We start from the raw sequence: 17,666 nt of genomic DNA, 5'->3' as shown, positions 1-17,666 counted from the left end.
GATCCGGACACGCGACGTCGCGCATCCCCTCAAGCCTGCGCAGCGCCGGCCGCTAGTAGTTGGCGTGAAGCCCTGTCCGTGGCCCGCATGACCCTGCTCGAGCCCATCGCCCCGCCCCTGGTCCTGCCGCAGCGCGTGCTGCTGGTGGAGAACTCGCGCACCTACGTGCGTGCGGTGGCCCAGGCGATCGAGCAGGAGCTCGAACTGCCGGTGGAGACCGCATCGACCCTGGCCGAGGCGCGGCGCCTGCTCGGCCTCCACGACGACTGGTTCCTGGCGCTCACCGGCCTGGTGCTGGCCGACGGCCACCGCGACGACGTGGTCGATTGCCTGCTCGGACGCGGCCTGGCCACCGTGGTGGTGACCGGCGTGTACGACGAAGGCCTGCGCGAGCGCCTGCTGCGGCGGCGCGTGATCGATTTCGTGCTCAAGGACAACCCGGGCAGCCTCGAGTACATCGTCTGGCTGGTGAACCGGCTCGAGCGCAACCGGCGGATCTCGGCGCTGGTGGTCGATGCTTCCGCCCCGGCCCGCGCCCACGCCGCCGGGCTGCTGCGGACCTACGGGTACCGCGTGCTCCAGGCCGGCGACGGCGAGACCGCGCTGCGCATCATCGAACGCGACCCGACCATCCGCCTGGCGATGGTCGACGACGCCATACCCGGCCTGCACGGGGTCGAACTGACCCGGCGCCTGCGCGCGCTGCGGCCGCGCGACCGGGTGGCGGTGATCGGCGTTTCCGGCCGTGGCGACAGCGACCTGGTCGCGCGCTTCCTCAAGAGCGGCGCCAACGACTTCCTGCGCAAGCCCTATTCGCGCGAAGAGTTCTTCTGCCGGGTGTCGCAGAACGTCGACCAGCTCGAGCTGGTCGGCAGCCTGCAGGACCTGGCCACGCGAGATTTCCTGACCGGCTTGCCGAACCGCCGGCACTTCCTCGAGCAGGCCGAGCGCATGCTGCCGGGGATGCGCGAGGCCGGCCGCCCGCTGGCGGCCGCGATCCTCGACGTGGACCACTTCAAGCGGATCAACGACGGCTGGGGGCACGAGGCCGGCGACCACGCGCTGCGCGCGTTGGCCGCCGAACTGTCGGTGCACGCCCGGCCGGGGGACCTGGTGGCGCGCTTCGGCGGCGAGGAGTTCTGCCTGCTGGTGCCGGACCTGGCCGACGGGCCGCTGCTCGACTATTTCGAGGCGCTGCGGCGCCGGATCGAGGATCTCGACGTGCCGTCGCCCAACGGCATGCTGCGGATGACGGTGAGCATCGGGGTGCGCCCGGCGACCCCGAACGACGACCTGCACCGGCTCCTGGCCGATGCCGACCGGCGCCTCTACCTCGCCAAGGCCGGTGGCCGCAACCGGGTGGTGGCGTCGGGGTAGAGGGTCGCGATCCCGGGCCGGGGCGTCCGGGAACACGCCTGGTCGTTGCTGTGGTGGCAGGCGACTGGCCTGGCGGTCGGACAGGACGATCCTCAGCCGCGGAAGAGGGGCTCGGGTGTGCGCGCATGCGCGCTGTCGGCGGCGGGCGGCTGCTGCAGGTCGAGCGCCATGCGTCCGCGCTCCAGCCACGCCTGCATCCCGTCCGAGCGGGCGAGATCGGAGAGGGCGCGCGTGATCGCGTCCGGGTCGCGCTGCTCCAGCGCCGGGAGCACCCGGTCGAGCAGTCCACCCGTCGCGGGGGCCGTGCCCTTGCGGTTGACCGGCGGGTCCGCCTCCGGCGGCAGCAGGCCGCGGTGGTCCGGATGGTCGGGATGGCCGGGTGCGGTAGCCGGAGCCGCTTCGCGCGGCATCGGGCGCCCGGGTTCGAAGCGGTCGGCGAGGTCGCGATCGCGCCGGCGCGGTCCGGGCGCGAAGCGCAGCGTGGCCGGGTCGATGTCGCCGGTCTGCGGAACCCCGTGCGCGCGCTGGAAGTCCAGCAGCGCCCCCTGCATCGACGGGCGGTAGACGCCGTCGCGGTCGAGCGGCCCGCCATCCGCCGCGCGATAGCCCTCGCCATGCATGACCCGCTGCAGGCCGGCGATGCGCGGATGCGATTCGCCGAGGCGGAAGGTGCCGTCGTGCGCGGCAGCGTGGTCCGAAGCTCCTGCCCTGGCCGTGGCGCCATCGAGTAGCTGGCCGTCGACCAGATCCGCCATGTAGCGTTCGAACTGGGCGTAGTACCGGGTGTCCACCTCGATGTGTACATGGACGGCACGCCCGGCCGGCAAGCCGAGTCCACGATTGTCCTGCGTTCCCAGTGCCTGTCCGTAGACGACGTCGTCGCCCGCCTCCACGCGGATCGCGCTCAGGTGGCGCATGCGGACCACGACCTCGCCGACGTCGTTCGAGATCTCGACGAGTCCGTTCCGGTCGTCGCGCCGGCTGACGGTTCCGGAAACCGGCGCAGGGACGTCCAGTTGCCTGGTCCATCCGGCTTCGCCAGTTCGCCGGGTCTCGATGATGAAGTCCTTGATCAGCAGTACCTGGTCCGGCCCCAGTGCGCCGTACTCGTCCGTCCGTCGCGTCTCGATTTCCTGGAACTTCCCGGCCACGAACGCATACGAGCGTTTGGTCCTGGATTCCACGCCGACGATGACGCCGTCGACCATGGCCGCGTGGCGATTGGATTTCGGATGATGGGTGACCAGCGACTCCAGGCCCGTGACGGGGACATTGGCCTGCCGCCCGTGCCGGTCGGGCTCGCCGAGCTGGAGGACGCGATGTTCGTGACCGCCTCCCCGGCTCATGGCTCATCCCCTCTGGCCGTCGCCTCGCGGCAGCGGACGTAGGTCCGGGCCTGCCCGGCATCCGCGATCGTCAGCGAGTCTCCGGACAGCACATAGAGGGCCGGACCCTGGAGGTGCGGCGGGGCGATGTCCGAGATCGCAATCACGCGCCACGCCAGCGGAACGTCCGATACCGGCGTGACCTCGCGGACCTCCATCAGTTCCTCGTACCCACGCACGACATATGCGCCGATCTCGAGGCGGCTGTCGCTTTCGGCGTGCGGTCCCACCACGCAGGGTTCGGGGGCCAGGTCCCAGAAGCCGTGGACCTCCACCGGCATCCGCGCCGACTCCGTTGCGTCCGGGAGCTGGCTCGCGCTCGCGTCCTGTGCACAGACTCCCGTGACCCAGAGGCCGAGGACGAGCGTCGTTGCGACTGTGGCGGCGCAGGCGCGCGACCGTGCGGCCGAGGCAATTCCATGCATCCTGGCTCCTCCCTGAGCTGGCGGCGTTGGCATGTTTTATCACATCATGCGAGGCAACGGCGTTCCATCCGTGTGCTACGTCCCGGTGCCAGATCACGGCATGGAAACCCGCCACGCCCGTCCCCACCTCAGGGCCATGCCAAACCATCCCGCCCCCGCGATCCCGTACTCCCTGCTCGACCTGGCGCCCGTCACCGAGGGCAGCACGCCGGCCGAGGCCTTCGCCAATTCGCTCGACCTCGCCCGCCACGCCGAACGGCTGGGCTACACCCGCTTCTGGCTGGCCGAGCACCACAACATGCCGGGCATCGCCAGCGCCGCCACGGCGGTGCTGATCGGCCACATCGCCGGCGGGACCTCCGCGATCCGGGTGGGCGCGGGCGGGGTGATGCTGCCCAACCACGCGCCGCTGCAGGTGGCCGAGCAGTTCGGCACCCTGGCTTCGCTGTATCCGGGCCGCATCGACCTGGGCCTCGGCCGCGCGCCGGGCACCGACCAGGCCACCACCCGCGCCCTGCGCCGCTACTACTCCGGCGCCGAGGCGTTCCCGTCCGACGTGATGGAGCTGCTGCGCTACTTCGAGCCGGTCCAGCCCGGCCAGCCGGTGCAGGCGGTGCCGGGGGCCGGCCTCGACGTGCCGGTGTGGATCCTGGGCTCGAGCCTGTTCGGGGCCCAGCTCGCGGCGGCGCTGGGATTGCCGTACGCGTTCGCCTCGCACTTCGCGCCGGCGGCGATGACCGAGGCGCTGGCCCTGTACCACCGCGACTTCAAGCCCTCGAAGCGGCTGCGCGCGCCGTACGCGATGCTGGCGCTCAACGTGGTCGCGGCCGACACCCGCGCCGAGGCCAGGCGCCTGTTCACCACCCAGCAGCAGAGCTTCGTGCGCCTGCGCCGCGGCATGCCCGGGCTGATCCCGCCCCCGATCGACGACATCGAGGCGTTCTGGACCCCGCAGGAGAAGGCGATGGTCGAGGACGCGCTGGCGTGCTCGGTCGTGGGCGACGCGGAGGATGTGCGCGAGGGCATCGCCGCGTTCGCCGCGCGCCACCGTCCCGACGAACTGATGCTCACCGCCAACATCTTCGACCACCAGGCGCGCCTGCACTCGTTCGAACTCGCGGCATCCGCGTTCGCCCGCGGCTGAGCCGGCGCGCCCGTCTCGCCGGCGCATTGCTGCACTGCGCTTTGACTTGCGCGGGCGGCGGCGTAGGCTGGGGGCAGCCAGCCTTCCGGCCCGTCAGGAGCGCGTGCGTTGGACACGACCACCGGACAGCAGACGAAGCGACGGGAACTGCTCCTGTTCCTCTTCATCACCGTGGTCCTGTTCCCGCTGCTGTCGGTGATGATCGTCGGCGGCTACGGCTTCGCCGTCTGGATCTACCAGATGTTCGCCGGTCCCCCGGGGCCGCCCGCCGGGTGAGCGTGATCGCGCCCGCGTCGGCAGGGGCAGGGGCCGCGAGGCGCGGGAGCGGGTGGGCGGGTCGCCGCTTGCAGGCACGCGCCAGGGGGCAGGGACATGGCTGAGCGCATCCGCGAATGGCACGTCGCCAGCCTGGTGGTGCGCCACGCCAGCGACGCGGCGCCCGCGCTCGCCGAGGCGGTTGCCAGCGTCCCGGGCCTCGAGATCGCGATCCATGACGCCACCCGCAGCGTGCTGCTGCAGGAATGCGAGGGCACTGACGCGCTGATGCACGGCATCGGCCAGGTCGAGTCGGTGCCGGGCGTGCTCGCGGTCAACCTCGTCTACCACCACGTCGAAGCGGCGCCGCCGGACGAAGCGGTCGCGGCCGCCGCGCCAGCGCAGGAGCCATCGGGATGAGCACCAGCCGCCGCGACTTCATCCGCAACAGCGCCGTTGCCAGCGCCGCGCTGGCCGCCGGCCTGCCGCTGCCGGCCCAGCTGGCCGATGCCGTGGTCGAGGGCGATGGCCAGCTGAAGTGGAGCAAGGCGCCGTGCCGCTACTGCGGCACCGGCTGCGGCATCAACGTCGCGGTCCACAACGGCCGCGTGGTGGCCACCCACGGCGACGTGCTGGCCGAGGTCAATCGCGGCCTCAACTGCGTCAAGGGCTATTTCCTGTCGAAGGTGCTCTACGGCGCCGACCGGCTGACCACGCCGCTGCTGCGCAAGAGGAACGGCGTGTTCGCCAAGGACGGCGACTTCACCCCGGTCAGCTGGGAGGAAGCCTTCGACGTGATGGCGGAGAAGTTCAAGGCCGTGCTCAAGGCCAAGGGCGGCGACGGCATCGGCATGTTCGGCTCCGGCCAGTGGACGGTGTGGGAGGGCTACGCCGCCAACAAGCTGATGAAGGCCGGCTTCCGCAGCAACCACATCGATCCCAACGCGCGCCACTGCATGGCCTCGGCGGTCACGGGCTTCATGCGCACCTTCGGCATGGACGAGCCGATGGGCTGCTACGACGACATCGAGGCCGCGGACGCGTTCGTGCTGTGGGGCTCGAACATGGCCGAGATGCACCCGATCCTGTGGACCCGGGTCACCGACCGCCGGCTGTCGAACCCGCACGTGCGGGTGGCGGTGCTCTCGACCTTCGAGCACCGCAGCTTCGACCTGGCCGACATCCCGATGGTGTTCAGGCCGCAGACGGACCTGGTGATCCTCAACTACATCGCCAACCACATCATCCGCACCGGCCGGGTGAACCGGGACTTCGTCGACCGGCACACCACGTTCAAGCGCGGCAACGACGACATCGGCTACGGCCTGCGCCCCGAGCATCCGCTGCAGGTGGCGGCGAAGAACGCGGACGACGCCAATGGCGGAACCCCGATCGACTTCGAGGAGTTCGCGCGCTTCGTGGCGCCGTACACGCTCGAGCGCGCGGTCGAGACGACCGGGGTCGAGCGGGGCTGGCTGGAGAAGCTGGCCGAGCTCTACGCCGATCCCAAGGTCAAGGTGATGTCGTTCTGGACCATGGGCTTCAACCAGCACACGCGCGGCACGTGGGCCAACAACATGGTCTACAACATTCACCTGCTGACGGGGAAGATCGCCACCCCCGGCAACAGCCCGTTCTCGCTCACCGGGCAGCCATCGGCCTGCGGCACCGCGCGCGAGGTCGGCACCTTCAGCCACCGCCTGCCGGCGGACATGGTGGTCACCAACCCCGAGCACCGCCGCCATGCCGAGGAGATCTGGAAGATCCCGCACGGGATCATCAAGGCCGAGATCGGCTACCACGCGGTCGAGCAGAACCGGGCGTTGAAGGACGGCAAGCTCAACGCCTATTGGGTCCAGGTCAACAACAACATGCAGGCGGCGGCCAACATCCTCGAGGAGGGCTACCCCGGCTACCGCAACCCGGACAACTTCATCGTGGTGTCCGACGCCTATCCGACCGTGACCTGCCAGGCGGCGGACCTGATCCTGCCCTCGGCGATGTGGGTGGAGAAGGAAGGCGCGTACGGCAACGCCGAGCGCCGCACCCACTTCTGGCACCAGCTGGTGGACGCGCCCGGCGAGGCCCGCTCGGACCTGTGGCAGCTGATGGAGTTCTCCAAGCGCTTCACCACCGACGAATGCTGGCCGGAGGAGATCCTGGCGGCGAACCCGCAGTTCCGCGGCAAGACCCTGTTCGAGGTGCTGTACCGCAACGGCAAGGTCGACGCCTTCGGCGTGGACGAGATCGAGCAGGGCTACGCCAACCACGAGTCCGCGGCTTTCGGCTTCTACGTGCAGAAGGGCCTGTTCGAGGAATACGCCGAGTTCGGACGCGGACACGGCCACGACCTGGCCCCGTTCGACCGCTACCACCAGGAGCGCGGCCTGCGCTGGCCGGTGGTGGACGGCAAGGAGACGCGCTGGCGCTACCGCGAGGGCAGCGACCCCTACGTCAAGCCGGGCAAGGGCTTCGAGTTCTACGGCAACCCGGACGGCCGCGCGGTGATCTGGGCGCTGCCCTACGAACCGCCGGCCGAATCGCCCGACGAGGAGTACGACCTGTGGCTGGTCACCGGCCGGGTGCTGGAGCACTGGCACTCGGGCTCGATGACCATGCGCATCCCCGAGCTGTACCGCGCCTTCCCCTCGGCGGTGGTGTTCATGCACCCCGACGATGCCCGCGCGCGCGGCCTCAAGCGTGGCGACGAGGTCACCGTGGCGTCGCGGCGCGGCGCGATGCGGACCCGGGTCGAGACCCGGGGCCGCAACCGGATGCCGCGCGGCGTGGTGTTCGTGCCCTGGTTCGACGCCGCGCAGCTGATCAACAAGGTCACCCTGGACGCGACCGACCCGATCTCCAAGCAGACCGACTTCAAGAAGTGCGCGGTCCGGGTGGCCGCGGTGGGAGGGGCCTGACATGCGCGCGAACATCCTGGCCCCGTCGATCCTGGTCCTCGCCGCCGTGCTCGCCGGCTGCGGCGACCGCGAGCCGCGCCCGCAGGTGGTCGCCCCGGCGCCCGAGGTGGGCGCGCGCGGCAATCCGTCGCAGGACATCGACCCGCTGCGGCGCCACGTGCCGATCACCGCCGAGATCACGCCGCTGCCGATGGCCGCGGTGGAGAACTTCGACCGGCGTCGCGGCCGCGCCTACCCGATGCAGCCGCCGACGATCCCGCACAGCATCGACGGCTACCAGGTCGACCTCAATTCCAACCGCTGCATGCTCTGCCACGCACGCAGCAACGCGGCCCAGTTCCAGGCGCCCGAGGTCAGCGTCACCCACTACATGGACCGCAACGACCAGTTCCTGGCCGAGATCTCGCCGCGGCGCTACTTCTGCGTGCAGTGCCACGTGGTCCAGGCCGACGCCGCTCCGCTGGTGGACAACCGGTTCGAGGACATCGACAGCCTGCTCCGGGCCGAACGCGCCGCGCGCGCGGAGCGGGGGCGGCAGTGAGGCCGCTGCGCCGCCTGGCCGGCGTGGCGCGCGGCTTCTGGCGGCAGTTCAACGCGCCGGCGCGGCACCTGAGCCTGGGCTTCCTCACCCTGGGCGGGTTCCTCGCCGGGATCGTGTTCTGGGGCGGCTTCAATACCGCGCTGGAGGCGACCAACACCGAGCGGTTCTGCGTCTCCTGCCACGAGATGCGCGACAACGTGTTCGAGGAACTCAAGACCACGATCCACTACAGCAACCGTTCCGGCGTGCGCGCCACCTGCCCGGACTGCCACGTGCCGCACGACTGGACCGACAAGATCGCGCGCAAGATGCAGGCGTCCAAGGAAGTCTGGGGCAAGATCTTCGGCACCATCAACACCCGCGAGAAGTTCCTCGACGAGCGCCTGGTGCTGGCCACCCACGAGTGGACCCGGCTCAAGGCCAACGATTCGCTCGAGTGCCGCAACTGCCACGACTACGACTCGATGGACCTGACCCGGCAGGCGAGCCGGGCGGCCCGCATCCACCGCACCTTCCTGGCGACCGGGCAGGCGACGTGCATCGACTGCCACAAGGGCATCGCCCACCGCCTGCCGCACATGGCCGGCATTCCCCAGGGCGTGCAGGCCGCGCCCGCGGCGCCGTCCGCGACCCCGCCGCCCCGTTAGGCGGCGTCCTGCCCGCCGGCGACCGGACGCCGGCGCGACGCGCCCGCCCGGCCGCGGCATGCGTCGCCGGCCGCGCCCCGTCCGGGGCGGTGCACCGGGGGTGCGGCCGTGCGACCATAGCGCGATGGAGCAGCAACGCATCATCGGCGCCGCCGCCACCCGCGAGGACGAGGCCATCGAGGCCAGCATCCGCCCCAGGCGCCTGGACGAGTACCTCGGCCAGGAACCGGTGCGCGAGCAGATGGGCCTCTACATCGAGGCGGCCAGGCACCGCGGCGAGGCGCTCGACCACGTCCTGATCTTCGGCCCGCCCGGCCTGGGCAAGACCACGCTCAGCCACGTCATCGCCAACGAGCTGGGCGTGAACCTGCGCATCACCTCCGGCCCGGTGATCGAGAAGGCCGGGGACCTGGCTGCGCTGCTCACCAACCTGCAACCGCACGATGTGCTGTTCATCGACGAGATCCACCGCCTCTCGCCCGTGGTCGAGGAGGTGCTGTATCCGGCGATGGAGGATTTCCAGCTCGACATCATGATCGGCGAGGGCCCGGCCGCGCGCTCGATCAAGATCGACCTGCCGCCTTTCACCCTGATCGGCGCCACCACCCGCGCCGGCCTGCTCACCGCGCCGCTGCGCGACCGCTTCGGCATCGTCCAGCGGCTGGAGTTCTACAGCGCCGCCGAGCTGACCCGGATCGTGCGCCGCGCCGCGGCGATCCTGGGCGTGGACTGCGCCGAGGAGGGCGCGGCCGAGATCGCCAGGCGCTCGCGCGGCACCCCGCGCATTGCCAACCGCCTGCTGCGCCGGGTGCGCGACTACGCCCAGGTCCGCGCCGGCGGCCGCATCGACCGCGACGTCGCGGACGCGGCGATGAAGATGCTCAAGGTCGACCCGGAGGGCTTCGACGAGCTCGACCGGCGCCTGCTCAACCTGATCATCGAGAACTTCGACGGCGGCCCGGTGGGCGTGGACTCGCTGGCCGCGGCCCTGAGTGAGGAGCGCGGGACGCTCGAGGACGTGATCGAGCCGTACCTGATCCAGCAGGGCTTCCTGGTGCGGACCGCGCGCGGGCGCATGGCCACGGTGAAGGCCTGGCGCCACCTCGGCCTCAAGCCCAGGCGCGACCAGGAACTGGCCGGCGACACCGGCCCGCTGTTCTGACCCCCGCCGCCGCCATGGCGGCCGCACGACGCAGAGGACGACCTTGACCCACGCGGCCCCGAACCCCGATCGCGTTCCCCGGACGTTCAGCCTCCCGACAAGGGTGTACTGGGAAGATACCGATGCTGGTGGCGTGGTCTATCACGCGCAGTACCTCGCGTTCCTCGAGCGGGCCCGCAGCGAATGGGTGCGCGCGTTGGGATACGGGCAGGACACCCTGCGCCTGGACCATGGCCTGGTATTCGCGGTGCGGGCGATGCGGATCGATTTCCGCAAGCCGGCCAGGCTGGACGACCTGCTGCAGGTGACGGTGTCGCTGCGCCGCTGCCGGCACGCGAGCATCGTGTTCGCGCAGGAGATCCTGCGCGGAGGCGAAGTGCTGCTGGATGCCGAGGTGCGCTGCGCGGCGCTGGAGGCATCGACGTTCCGGCCGCGGGCGATCCCCCAGGCGCTGCATCAGGAACTGACCCGACTCGTGGAACCCGGAGCCGAACAAGAATGATCCCCCTCGCGATGCTGCTGCAGGCCACCCAGGTCGAGGCCCTGCCCGAAGAGGCGGCCGCCGAGACGGCCCAGCTGGCCGATTCCGCCGCCGCGGCCGCGGCCGCCACCGCCCACGAAGGCATCAACTACATCGACCTGATGCTCAAGGCCAGCCTGCCGGTGCAGCTGATCGTGCTGCTGCTGCTGGCCGGCTCGCTGATCAGCTGGGTCATCATCTTCCGCAAGGCGCGGATCTTCCGGAACGCCGACCGCGAGGCCGACGAGTTCGAGAACCGGTTCTGGTCCGGCGCCGACCTCGGCAAGCTCTATTCCGCGGCCGCCGACCGCAACCGCCAGGTGACCGGCCTGGAGGCGATCTTCGAGGCGGGCTTCCGCGAGTTCGCGCGGCTGCGCGAGAAGCGCGGTTTCGACGGCCGCGCGCAGCTCGAAGGGGCGCAACGCGCGATGCGGGTGAGCTACACCCGCGAGGTCGACCAGCTCGAGCGCAACCTGGAGCTGCTGGCCAACATCGGTTCGACCGCGCCCTACGTCGGCCTGGTCGGCACCGTGTTCGGGATCATGGTCACCATGCACGACATGCTCAACAGCGGCGAGCAGACCGGCATCGCCGCCGTGGCGCCGGGCATCTCCGAGGCGCTGTTCGCGACCGCGATCGGCCTGTTCGTGGCGATCCCGGCGGTGTGGGCCTACAACCGCTTCACCACCCGGGTCGAGCGCCTGGCGGTGCGCTACGAGAGCTTCGCCGAGGAGTTCAGCACCATCCTCCAGCGCCAGAGCTCGATCGAGTAGGCGGGCATCCAGATGGCCGGACACGTCATCCACCGCAAGCGGCGCAAGCTCAAGTCCGAGATCAACGTCGTCCCCTATATCGACGTGATGCTCGTGCTGCTGGTCATCTTCATGGTGACCGCGCCGCTGCTGACCCTGAGCGTGGACGTGAAGCTGCCGTCCTCGACCGCGCGCGCCACCCAGGACCGCGAGGAGCCGGTGATCGTGATCGCCTATCCCGACGGCGGCATGGGCGTGAAGCTGCCGGGCGACGAGCGACCGCGCAGGATCGACGCCGAGGGGCTGAAGGCGCTGCTGGCGCCGATCCGCGACCAGCAGGGCAGCGACTTCCGGGTGATGGTCGCCGCGCAGGGCGACGCGCCGTACCAGTACGTGCTCGACGCCATGGACGTGCTGCGGGCGGCCAACATCACCAACGTCAGCCTGCTCAGCGATTCGGGGAGCAATGCACGCTGAAGCCTTCCACCGTCCCGTTCCCGGGCACGACGAAGGCCTCGGCCGCGCGGTCGCCTGGGCGGTCGCGCTGCACCTGGGGCTGCTGGCGCTGCTGCTGCTGTCCCCGCTGCTGACCTGGGACCCGGACCGGATCAGCGTCGCCGGAGCGCCTTCGATCGAGGCGGTGCTGGAGGTGTCCGACGCCGACCAGCGGGCCGCCACCCAGGCCCTGCGCGCCGAGCCGGTCCCGCTGCCCGAACCCGAACCGCTGCCGCCGCTGCCCGAACCGGTGCCCGAGGACATCGCCCCGCCGCCGCAGCCCCTGCCGGAACCCGCTCCGCAGGAGGCGCTGGTCGAACGCAGCCCCGCGCCGCAGGAGCGCGTGCCCGAGCCCGCGCCGGTCGACCAGGACGAAGTGCGCCGCGACGCCGAGGCCGAGCGCGCGCGCGCGGAGCGCGAGCAGGAGGAGCGCCGCCGCCAGGAGCAGATCGACCTGACCGAGCGCGAGCGCCAGCGCGAGGCCGAGGAGAAGCGCCGGCTCGCCCAGCAGCAGCTGGAGAAGATCCGCGCCGAGCGCGAGAAGCTCGAGCGCGAGCAGCGCCAGGCCCAGCAGCGCCTGGAGCAGATCGCCAGCCGCGAGCGCCAGGCCGCGCAGCAGCAGGCCGCGCCGGCGGGCCCGCCGCCGCCGCCCGGAAACCAGGGCGTGGATACCGGCCTGAACGCGCGCTACGCGGCCGCGATCCAGGAGGCGATCCTGCGCAACTGGGCCCGGCCCGACTCGGTGCCGATCGGGCAGCGCTGCCGGATCGTGATCCGCCAGATCCCCGGCGGCGAGGTGGTGTCGGCCGAGGTCGATCCCTCGTGCCCCTACGACGACCTTGGCCGCCGCTCGGTGGAGGCCGCGGTGCTCAAGGCCCAGCCGCTGCCGTACGCCGGTTTCGAGGCGGTGTTCCAGCGCACCCTGGTGCTCAACTTCGAGGCCCAGGACCGCTGAGCGCCGCTCGCCCCGGCTTCACGCCGGGGCCGCTACCGTCGCATCGCCGCCTGCTCCCCCCGCAGGAGCGGCTTCAGCCGCGACCGGCCGCCGCAACGATGCACGACGGCAAGGCGCTCCCTGGTCGCGGCTGAAGCCGCTCCTACGGCCTGGCGTCGCGAGGCCGGGAGGGCAGGTGCATTCATGAATCCATCTTCCGTTCATCTTCCCGCCGCGATTCGGGCCAAGCTGTCCGCCGCCTCCATGCAAACGTCCAGGATCCCCTGATGACCTTCGCCAAACGCTGTCTGTTCGCCGTGTTCGCGCTGCTGCTGCCGTTCGCCGCCGCCGCGCAGCAGCAGGGCCTGGAAATCGACATCATCGGCGGCAACGCCTCCGCGCTGCCGATCGCCGTGGTGCCCATGCCCTACCAGGGCAGCGGCAGCCCGCCGCCCACCGACGTGGCGGCCGTGGTGCGCGCCGATCTCGAGCGTTCCGGCCAGTTCCGGACCCTGCCCGAGTCCGCCATGGTCAGCCGGCCGACCACCGGCGCCCAGGTCGATTACCCGGCCTGGCGCGCGCTGCGCCAGGACTTCCTCGTGGTCGGCCGGGTGGTCGACGCGGCCGAGGGCAGCTACCGGGTGGAGTACGAGCTGTTCGACGTCGCCAAGCAGGAGCGCCTGCTGGGTCTGGCGATGACCGCGCGCGCCAGCGCGCTGCGCGACGTCGCCCACCAGATGGCCGACGCGATCTACGAGAAGATCCTCGGCATCCGCGGCGCGTTCTGGACCCGGATCGCCTACGTCACCGCGACCGGCACCGGGCAGGGCACCCGCTACGCGCTGATGGTCGCCGACTCCGACGGCTACAATCCGCAGACCGTGGTGCGCTCGAACGAGCCGCTGCTGTCGCCGGCCTGGAGCCCGGACGGGCGCAAGCTGGCCTACGTGAGTTTCGAGCGCGGCAACTCCTCGATCTACATCCAGGACATCTCCACCGGGAGCCGCGAACTGGTCTCCAGCTTCCGCGGCATCAACAGCGGCCCGGCGTTCTCGCCCGACGGCACCAGGCTGGCGCTGACGCTCTCGCGCAGCGGCAACCCCGAGATCTACGTGATGGACCTGGCCAGCAAGTCGCTGACCCGGATCACCAACCAGTTCGGGATCGACACCGCGCCGGTCTGGAGCCCGGACGGCAACAGCATCTACTTCACCTCCGACCGCGGCGGCCGTCCCCAGGTCTACCAGGTGCCGGCCACCGGCGGCGCCGCCACCCGGGTGACCTTCGAGGGCGCCTACAACGCGGACCCGGACGTGTCCTGGGACGGGCAGAAGATCGCCGTGGCCCAGGGCGCCGGGAACACCTACCGGATCGCGGTCATGGACCGCAGCCTCGGTACCCCGCGCTGGACGACCCTGTCCCCGGGGTCGCTCGACGAATCCCCGAGCTTCGCCCCCAACGCCAGCATGCTGCTCTATGCGGCGCGTGAAGGCCGCAGGGGCGTCCTGTATGCTGTTTCGGCTGACGGCCGTGTTCGCCAGCGCCTTGTCCTGGCGGACGGCGACGTCCGGGAGCCGGCGTGGGGCCCATATCGGGACCGGCGCTGACATTTTGTGCACGTACATCCCATCAACCTGAACTTCCGTGTCTACGCCTGAGGATCGACGAGAAATGAACACCAACAAGCCCGCCGTGCTCGGCAAGGCCCTGCTGATCGCCCTGATGTGCGTCGCTGCAGCCGCCTGCTCCAAGAAGGTCAAGGACACTCCGCCGCCGGGGCCGTCCACCGACACCACCACCACCACCGGCACGACCACCCCGGGCGCCTACACCCCCGAGGACCTGGACCGCGACGCCTGCCTGCGCCAGCGCACCGTGTACTTCGACCTGGACCGCGACAACGTGCGTCCGGAGTTCCAGGCCCAGATGGCCTGCCACGCGAAGTACCTGCGCGACCGCCCGTCCGCGCGCATCACCCTGGAAGGCCATGCCGACGAGCGCGGCAGCCGCGAGTACAACCTCGGCCTCGGCGAGCGCCGCGGCAACTCGGTGTCCTCGGCGCTGCAGGCCAATGGCGGTTCCGGCAGCCAGCTGACCGTGGTCAGCTACGGCGAGGAGCGTCCGACCTGCACCGAGTCCAGCGAGGACTGCTGGGCCCGCAACCGCCGCGTCGAGATCGTCTACACCGCGCGGTAATCGACCTCGATGCGCTTCCTGATCGTTCCGATCGCGTTCGCGGCGGCCCTCATGGCCGCCGCGCCCGCATCCGCCCAGCAGCGGCTGAGCCTGGCCGACCGCGTCGCCATCCTGGAGCAGCGCTCGGCCGACAACCGGGTGGGCATGGACCTGCTCAACCAGGTGTCGGAGCTGCGCGAGGAGGTCCGGGCGCTGCGTGCCCAGGTGGAGGAGCTGCAGCAGCAGAACGAGCAGCTGCGCGCCAGCAACCGCACCCAGTACCTGGACCTGGACGGGCGGCTCAACCGGCTCGAGGGCAACCTGCCCGCCGCGCCGGTCGAGGGTGCCGCGCCCGTCCCGCAGGCCTCCGCGGCCCCGGCCGCGCCGGCGCCGGCCGACTCCGCGCCGCGGGTCCACGGCGATCCGGGCCTGCTGGCCAACACGGCCGGCGAGCGCGCTGCCTACGAGAAGGCGTTCGACGCGCTGAAGTCGGGCGACTACGTCGCCTCGGCCGACCTGTTCCTGGCCTTCCTGCAGGCCTACCCGGAAGGCGTGTACGCGCCCAACGCCCGCTACTGGCTGGGCGAGAGCTACTACGTCACCCAGAACTACGAACTGGCGCGCGACCAGTTCCAGGCCCTGGTCGAGCGCTACCCGACCCACGACAAGACCCCCGGCGCGCTGCTCAAGGTGGGGCTGTCGCTGTACGGCCTGCGCGACCTGGAACGCGCCGAGGCCACGCTGGCCGAGGTGGTCGAACGTTTCCCCGGCACCGACGCGGCGCGTACCGCCGAGGATCGCCTGCACGCGATCCGGCTCGCCCGCGTCGCGCGCTGAAGCCGTGGCCGCCGTCGCGCCCGGTCCGGCCGTCGCCGCGGCGGACCGGCTCCGCATCACCGAGATCTTCCTGTCCCTGCAGGGCGAGGCCCGCGACGCCGGGTGGCCGACCGTCTTCGTCCGCCTGACCGGCTGCCCGCTGCGCTGCACCTACTGCGACACCGCGTACGCCTTCCACGGCGGCGAGTGGCGGGAGATCGACGCGATCCTGGCCGAGGTCGCGCGCCACGGCGTGCGCCACGTGTGCGTGACCGGCGGCGAGCCGCTGGCGCAGAAGCGCTGCCTGGCGCTGCTCTCGCGCCTGTGCGACGCCGGTTACCGGGTCTCGCTCGAGACATCGGGCGCGATCGATATCGCCGGCGTCGATCCCCGGGTCTCGCGCGTGCTCGACATCAAGACCCCCGGGTCCGGCGAGCTGGCGCGCAACCGCTGGGAGAATCTGGCCCTGCTCACGCCGCACGACCAGGTCAAGTTCGTGCTGTGCGGCCGTACCGACTACGAATGGGCGCGCGAGGTGCTGCACCGCCACGCCCTGCACGCGCGCTGCGAGGTGCTGTTCTCGCCCAGCAAGTCCGAGCTGGCGGCCACCGAACTGGCCGACTGGATCGTCGCCGACCGCCTGCCGGTGCGGTTCCAGCTGCAGCTGCACAAGCTGTTGTGGAACGACGAGCCAGGCCGCTGACGCCGGCCGTTCCCTTTCCGCCCCGTACCCCCCCCAGGTTCCCCGCAGTCCCATGAAGAACGCAGTCGTCCTCGTTTCCGGTGGCATGGATTCGGCCGTGGTCCTCGCGATCGCGCGCGCGCAGGGCTTCGCCGTGCACGCGCTGAGCGTGCGCTACGGCCAGCGGCATACCTCGGAACTGGACGCCGCCGACCGGGTCGCCCGGCAGCTGGGCGCCGTGGCGCACAAGACCGTGGACGTGGACCTGCGCGCCTTCGGCGGCTCTGCCCTGACCGACGACATCGAGGTGCCGGAGGCCGGCGGGGCGGGCATCCCGGTGACCTACGTGCCGGCGCGCAACACGATCATGCTCTCGCTTGCCCTGGGCTGGGCCGAGGTGCTCGGCGCCAGCGACCTCTTCTGCGGCGTCAACGCCGTCGACTACTCCGGTTATCCCGACTGCCGGCCGGAATTCATCGAGGCCTTCGAGCGGCTGGCGAACGTGGCCACCAGGGCCGGCGTGGAGGGCGCCGGCTTCCGCGTCCACGCGCCGCTGCTGCGCATGGGCAAGGCCGACATCGTGCGCGAAGGGTTGCGCCTGGGCGTGGACTTCGCCGACACCGTGTCGTGCTACCGCGCCGATCATGCCGGCCGCGCCTGCGGCCGCTGCGATGCCTGCCGCCTGCGTGCGGACGGCTTCGCCGCGGCCGGGGTGCCCGATCCGACCCGCTACGTCGACTGACCTTCGCCGCCCTCGCGCGGGCGGTGGTGGCAGTCCGGGCCGCCCGCCGCGCGACGTTCGGCCCGCAGCGGGTCGATGCCGAGGCCGATCCGCAGCGAACGGCCGATCCGCCCGGCGATCTCCTCGACTTCCCGCGCCTGCGGCGCCTGCAGCACGTCGCGCGCGGTTTCGCCCCAGAGCTCCAGCCAGCGGACGAAATGCGCCTCCTCCAGTCCCAGCGGCTGGTGCGCGGCCATCGGATTGCCGCGATAGGTACCGGCGCGCAGCAGCACCGAGGACCAGAACCGGACCAGGGTGTCCATGTGCGCCGGCCAGTCGTGCACCGCGGCCTCGAATACCGGGCCGAGCAGCGGATCCAGGCGCGCGCGGCCGTAGAAGGCGTGGACCAGGCGTGAGATCGCGGCCTCGTCGGGAGGGTCGGCCTGCGCGCCGGGCGTGGGGTGGGGATCGACCATGGCGCCAGTCTACGCAGCCGCGACGCGCCTGGCCTTGACCCAGGTCAGTCGCGACCGGCGGCCCTCGGGCCCTGCCTTATAATGCGCGGGCTGACGGGCCGTTAGCTCAGTTGGTAGAGCATCGGACTTTTAATCCGCTGGTCGATGGTTCGAATCCATCACGGCCCACCAGCCTAGATTCCGTCGCAGCCCGAGTTCGTCGCGCGCTGCGGCGCGCTTGATGGCGGAGAGGCGAAAGGTC

At 71.3% G+C, this 17,666-nt stretch carries 20 protein-coding genes and 1 tRNA gene; 18 read left to right on the top strand and 3 right to left on the bottom strand.

Features of this window, described 5'->3' with window-relative positions; translation table 11 throughout:
* The first annotated feature begins 87 nt into the window (after positions 1-87).
* Entirely contained in the window at positions 88-1,377 is a 1,290-nt protein-coding gene (locus LUTJ29_RS0114470; protein WP_043741689.1) for a diguanylate cyclase, read from the top strand.
* A gap of 92 nt (positions 1,378-1,469) precedes the next feature.
* On the opposite strand, the gene LUTJ29_RS17725 is transcribed toward LUTJ29_RS0114470, so the two are convergent.
* Positions 1,470-2,723, bottom strand: a complete 1,254-nt coding sequence (locus LUTJ29_RS17725; protein ID WP_084524910.1) for a peptidoglycan-binding protein — start codon at positions 2,721-2,723, stop codon at positions 1,470-1,472.
* On the bottom strand, positions 2,720-3,187 hold the full coding sequence (locus LUTJ29_RS0114460) for a hypothetical protein (protein ID WP_027073126.1): 468 nt from the start codon (positions 3,185-3,187) through the stop codon (positions 2,720-2,722). The genes LUTJ29_RS17725 and LUTJ29_RS0114460 overlap by 4 nt, the downstream gene beginning before the upstream one ends.
* Positions 3,188-3,323: 136 nt before the next feature.
* Between LUTJ29_RS0114460 and LUTJ29_RS0114455 the strand changes: the two genes are divergently transcribed.
* The 16 genes from LUTJ29_RS0114455 (at position 3,324) to queC (ending at position 16,970) form a co-directional block, all read left to right on the top strand.
* Positions 3,324-4,331 (top strand): LLM class flavin-dependent oxidoreductase, encoded by a 1,008-nt coding sequence (locus tag LUTJ29_RS0114455; RefSeq protein WP_027073125.1) that lies wholly within the window; start codon positions 3,324-3,326, stop codon positions 4,329-4,331.
* A 108-nt stretch (positions 4,332-4,439) separates the two neighbouring features.
* A complete protein-coding gene (gene napE / locus LUTJ29_RS0114450; protein ID WP_027073124.1) occupies positions 4,440-4,607 on the top strand; it encodes a periplasmic nitrate reductase, NapE protein in 168 nt (55 codons plus the stop codon).
* A 96-nt stretch (positions 4,608-4,703) separates the two neighbouring features.
* Positions 4,704-5,006, top strand: a complete 303-nt coding sequence (locus LUTJ29_RS17720; RefSeq protein WP_051323061.1) for a chaperone NapD — start codon at positions 4,704-4,706, stop codon at positions 5,004-5,006.
* Positions 5,003-7,504 carry a periplasmic nitrate reductase subunit alpha gene (napA, locus tag LUTJ29_RS0114440; protein WP_027073123.1) on the top strand — a complete coding sequence of 834 codons (2,502 nt, stop codon included), beginning with the start codon at positions 5,003-5,005 and terminating at the stop codon, positions 7,502-7,504. The genes LUTJ29_RS17720 and napA overlap by 4 nt, the downstream gene beginning before the upstream one ends.
* A gap of 1 nt (position 7,505) precedes the next feature.
* A complete protein-coding gene (locus tag LUTJ29_RS0114435; protein ID WP_043741687.1) occupies positions 7,506-8,045 on the top strand; it encodes a nitrate reductase cytochrome c-type subunit in 540 nt (179 codons plus the stop codon).
* A complete protein-coding gene (locus tag LUTJ29_RS17715; protein ID WP_304412414.1) occupies positions 8,042-8,692 on the top strand; it encodes a NapC/NirT family cytochrome c in 651 nt (216 codons plus the stop codon). Before LUTJ29_RS0114435 ends, LUTJ29_RS17715 begins: the two co-directional genes overlap by 4 nt.
* 124 nt (positions 8,693-8,816) lie before the next feature.
* Complete coding sequence (ruvB, locus tag LUTJ29_RS0114425; protein WP_027073121.1) at positions 8,817-9,854, top strand: Holliday junction branch migration DNA helicase RuvB; 1,038 nt, start codon at positions 8,817-8,819, stop codon at positions 9,852-9,854.
* 43 nt (positions 9,855-9,897) lie between these two features.
* Positions 9,898-10,356 carry a tol-pal system-associated acyl-CoA thioesterase gene (ybgC, locus tag LUTJ29_RS0114420; RefSeq protein WP_027073120.1) on the top strand — a complete coding sequence of 153 codons (459 nt, stop codon included), beginning with the start codon at positions 9,898-9,900 and terminating at the stop codon, positions 10,354-10,356.
* Positions 10,353-11,147, top strand: a complete 795-nt coding sequence (tolQ, locus tag LUTJ29_RS0114415; protein ID WP_027073119.1) for a protein TolQ — start codon at positions 10,353-10,355, stop codon at positions 11,145-11,147. The genes ybgC and tolQ overlap by 4 nt, the downstream gene beginning before the upstream one ends.
* Before the next feature lie 12 nt (positions 11,148-11,159).
* Complete coding sequence (locus LUTJ29_RS0114410; RefSeq protein ID WP_027073118.1) at positions 11,160-11,603, top strand: ExbD/TolR family protein; 444 nt, start codon at positions 11,160-11,162, stop codon at positions 11,601-11,603.
* On the top strand, positions 11,593-12,576 hold the full coding sequence (locus LUTJ29_RS0114405; protein WP_027073117.1) for a TonB C-terminal domain-containing protein: 984 nt from the start codon (positions 11,593-11,595) through the stop codon (positions 12,574-12,576). The genes LUTJ29_RS0114410 and LUTJ29_RS0114405 overlap by 11 nt, the downstream gene beginning before the upstream one ends.
* A 266-nt stretch (positions 12,577-12,842) precedes the next feature.
* The gene (gene tolB, locus LUTJ29_RS0114400) at positions 12,843-14,162 is read left to right on the top strand and encodes a Tol-Pal system beta propeller repeat protein TolB (protein ID WP_027073116.1); all 1,320 of its coding nucleotides are present in this window, start codon (positions 12,843-12,845) and stop codon (positions 14,160-14,162) included.
* 64 nt (positions 14,163-14,226) lie between these two features.
* Entirely contained in the window at positions 14,227-14,751 is a 525-nt protein-coding gene (gene pal / locus LUTJ29_RS0114395) for a peptidoglycan-associated lipoprotein Pal (protein ID WP_027073115.1), read from the top strand.
* Between the two features lie 9 nt (positions 14,752-14,760).
* Positions 14,761-15,567 carry a tol-pal system protein YbgF gene (gene ybgF / locus LUTJ29_RS0114390; RefSeq protein ID WP_027073114.1) on the top strand — a complete coding sequence of 269 codons (807 nt, stop codon included), beginning with the start codon at positions 14,761-14,763 and terminating at the stop codon, positions 15,565-15,567.
* A gap of 4 nt (positions 15,568-15,571) precedes the next feature.
* The gene (gene queE, locus LUTJ29_RS0114385) at positions 15,572-16,249 is read left to right on the top strand and encodes a 7-carboxy-7-deazaguanine synthase QueE (RefSeq protein ID WP_051323060.1); all 678 of its coding nucleotides are present in this window, start codon (positions 15,572-15,574) and stop codon (positions 16,247-16,249) included.
* Positions 16,250-16,301: 52 nt separating this feature from the next.
* Positions 16,302-16,970, top strand: a complete 669-nt coding sequence (gene queC, locus LUTJ29_RS0114380; protein WP_027073112.1) for a 7-cyano-7-deazaguanine synthase QueC — start codon at positions 16,302-16,304, stop codon at positions 16,968-16,970.
* On the opposite strand, the gene LUTJ29_RS17710 is transcribed toward queC, so the two are convergent.
* Entirely contained in the window at positions 16,958-17,425 is a 468-nt protein-coding gene (locus tag LUTJ29_RS17710; protein ID WP_051323059.1) for a group III truncated hemoglobin, read from the bottom strand. The two genes, queC and LUTJ29_RS17710, sit on opposite strands and share 13 nt — an antisense overlap.
* A gap of 95 nt (positions 17,426-17,520) precedes the next feature.
* On the opposite strand from LUTJ29_RS17710, the gene LUTJ29_RS0114370 reads away from it, so the two are divergent.
* Positions 17,521-17,596: transfer RNA gene (locus tag LUTJ29_RS0114370), tRNA-Lys, on the top strand.
* Positions 17,597-17,666 lie beyond the last annotated feature (70 nt).

The organism is Luteimonas sp. J29 (genome assembly GCF_000472505.1).
Classification (GTDB): domain Bacteria; phylum Pseudomonadota; class Gammaproteobacteria; order Xanthomonadales; family Xanthomonadaceae; genus Luteimonas.
Note: the sequence above shows the minus strand (reverse complement) of the source record. Positions and strands in the feature narration are given on the sequence as shown.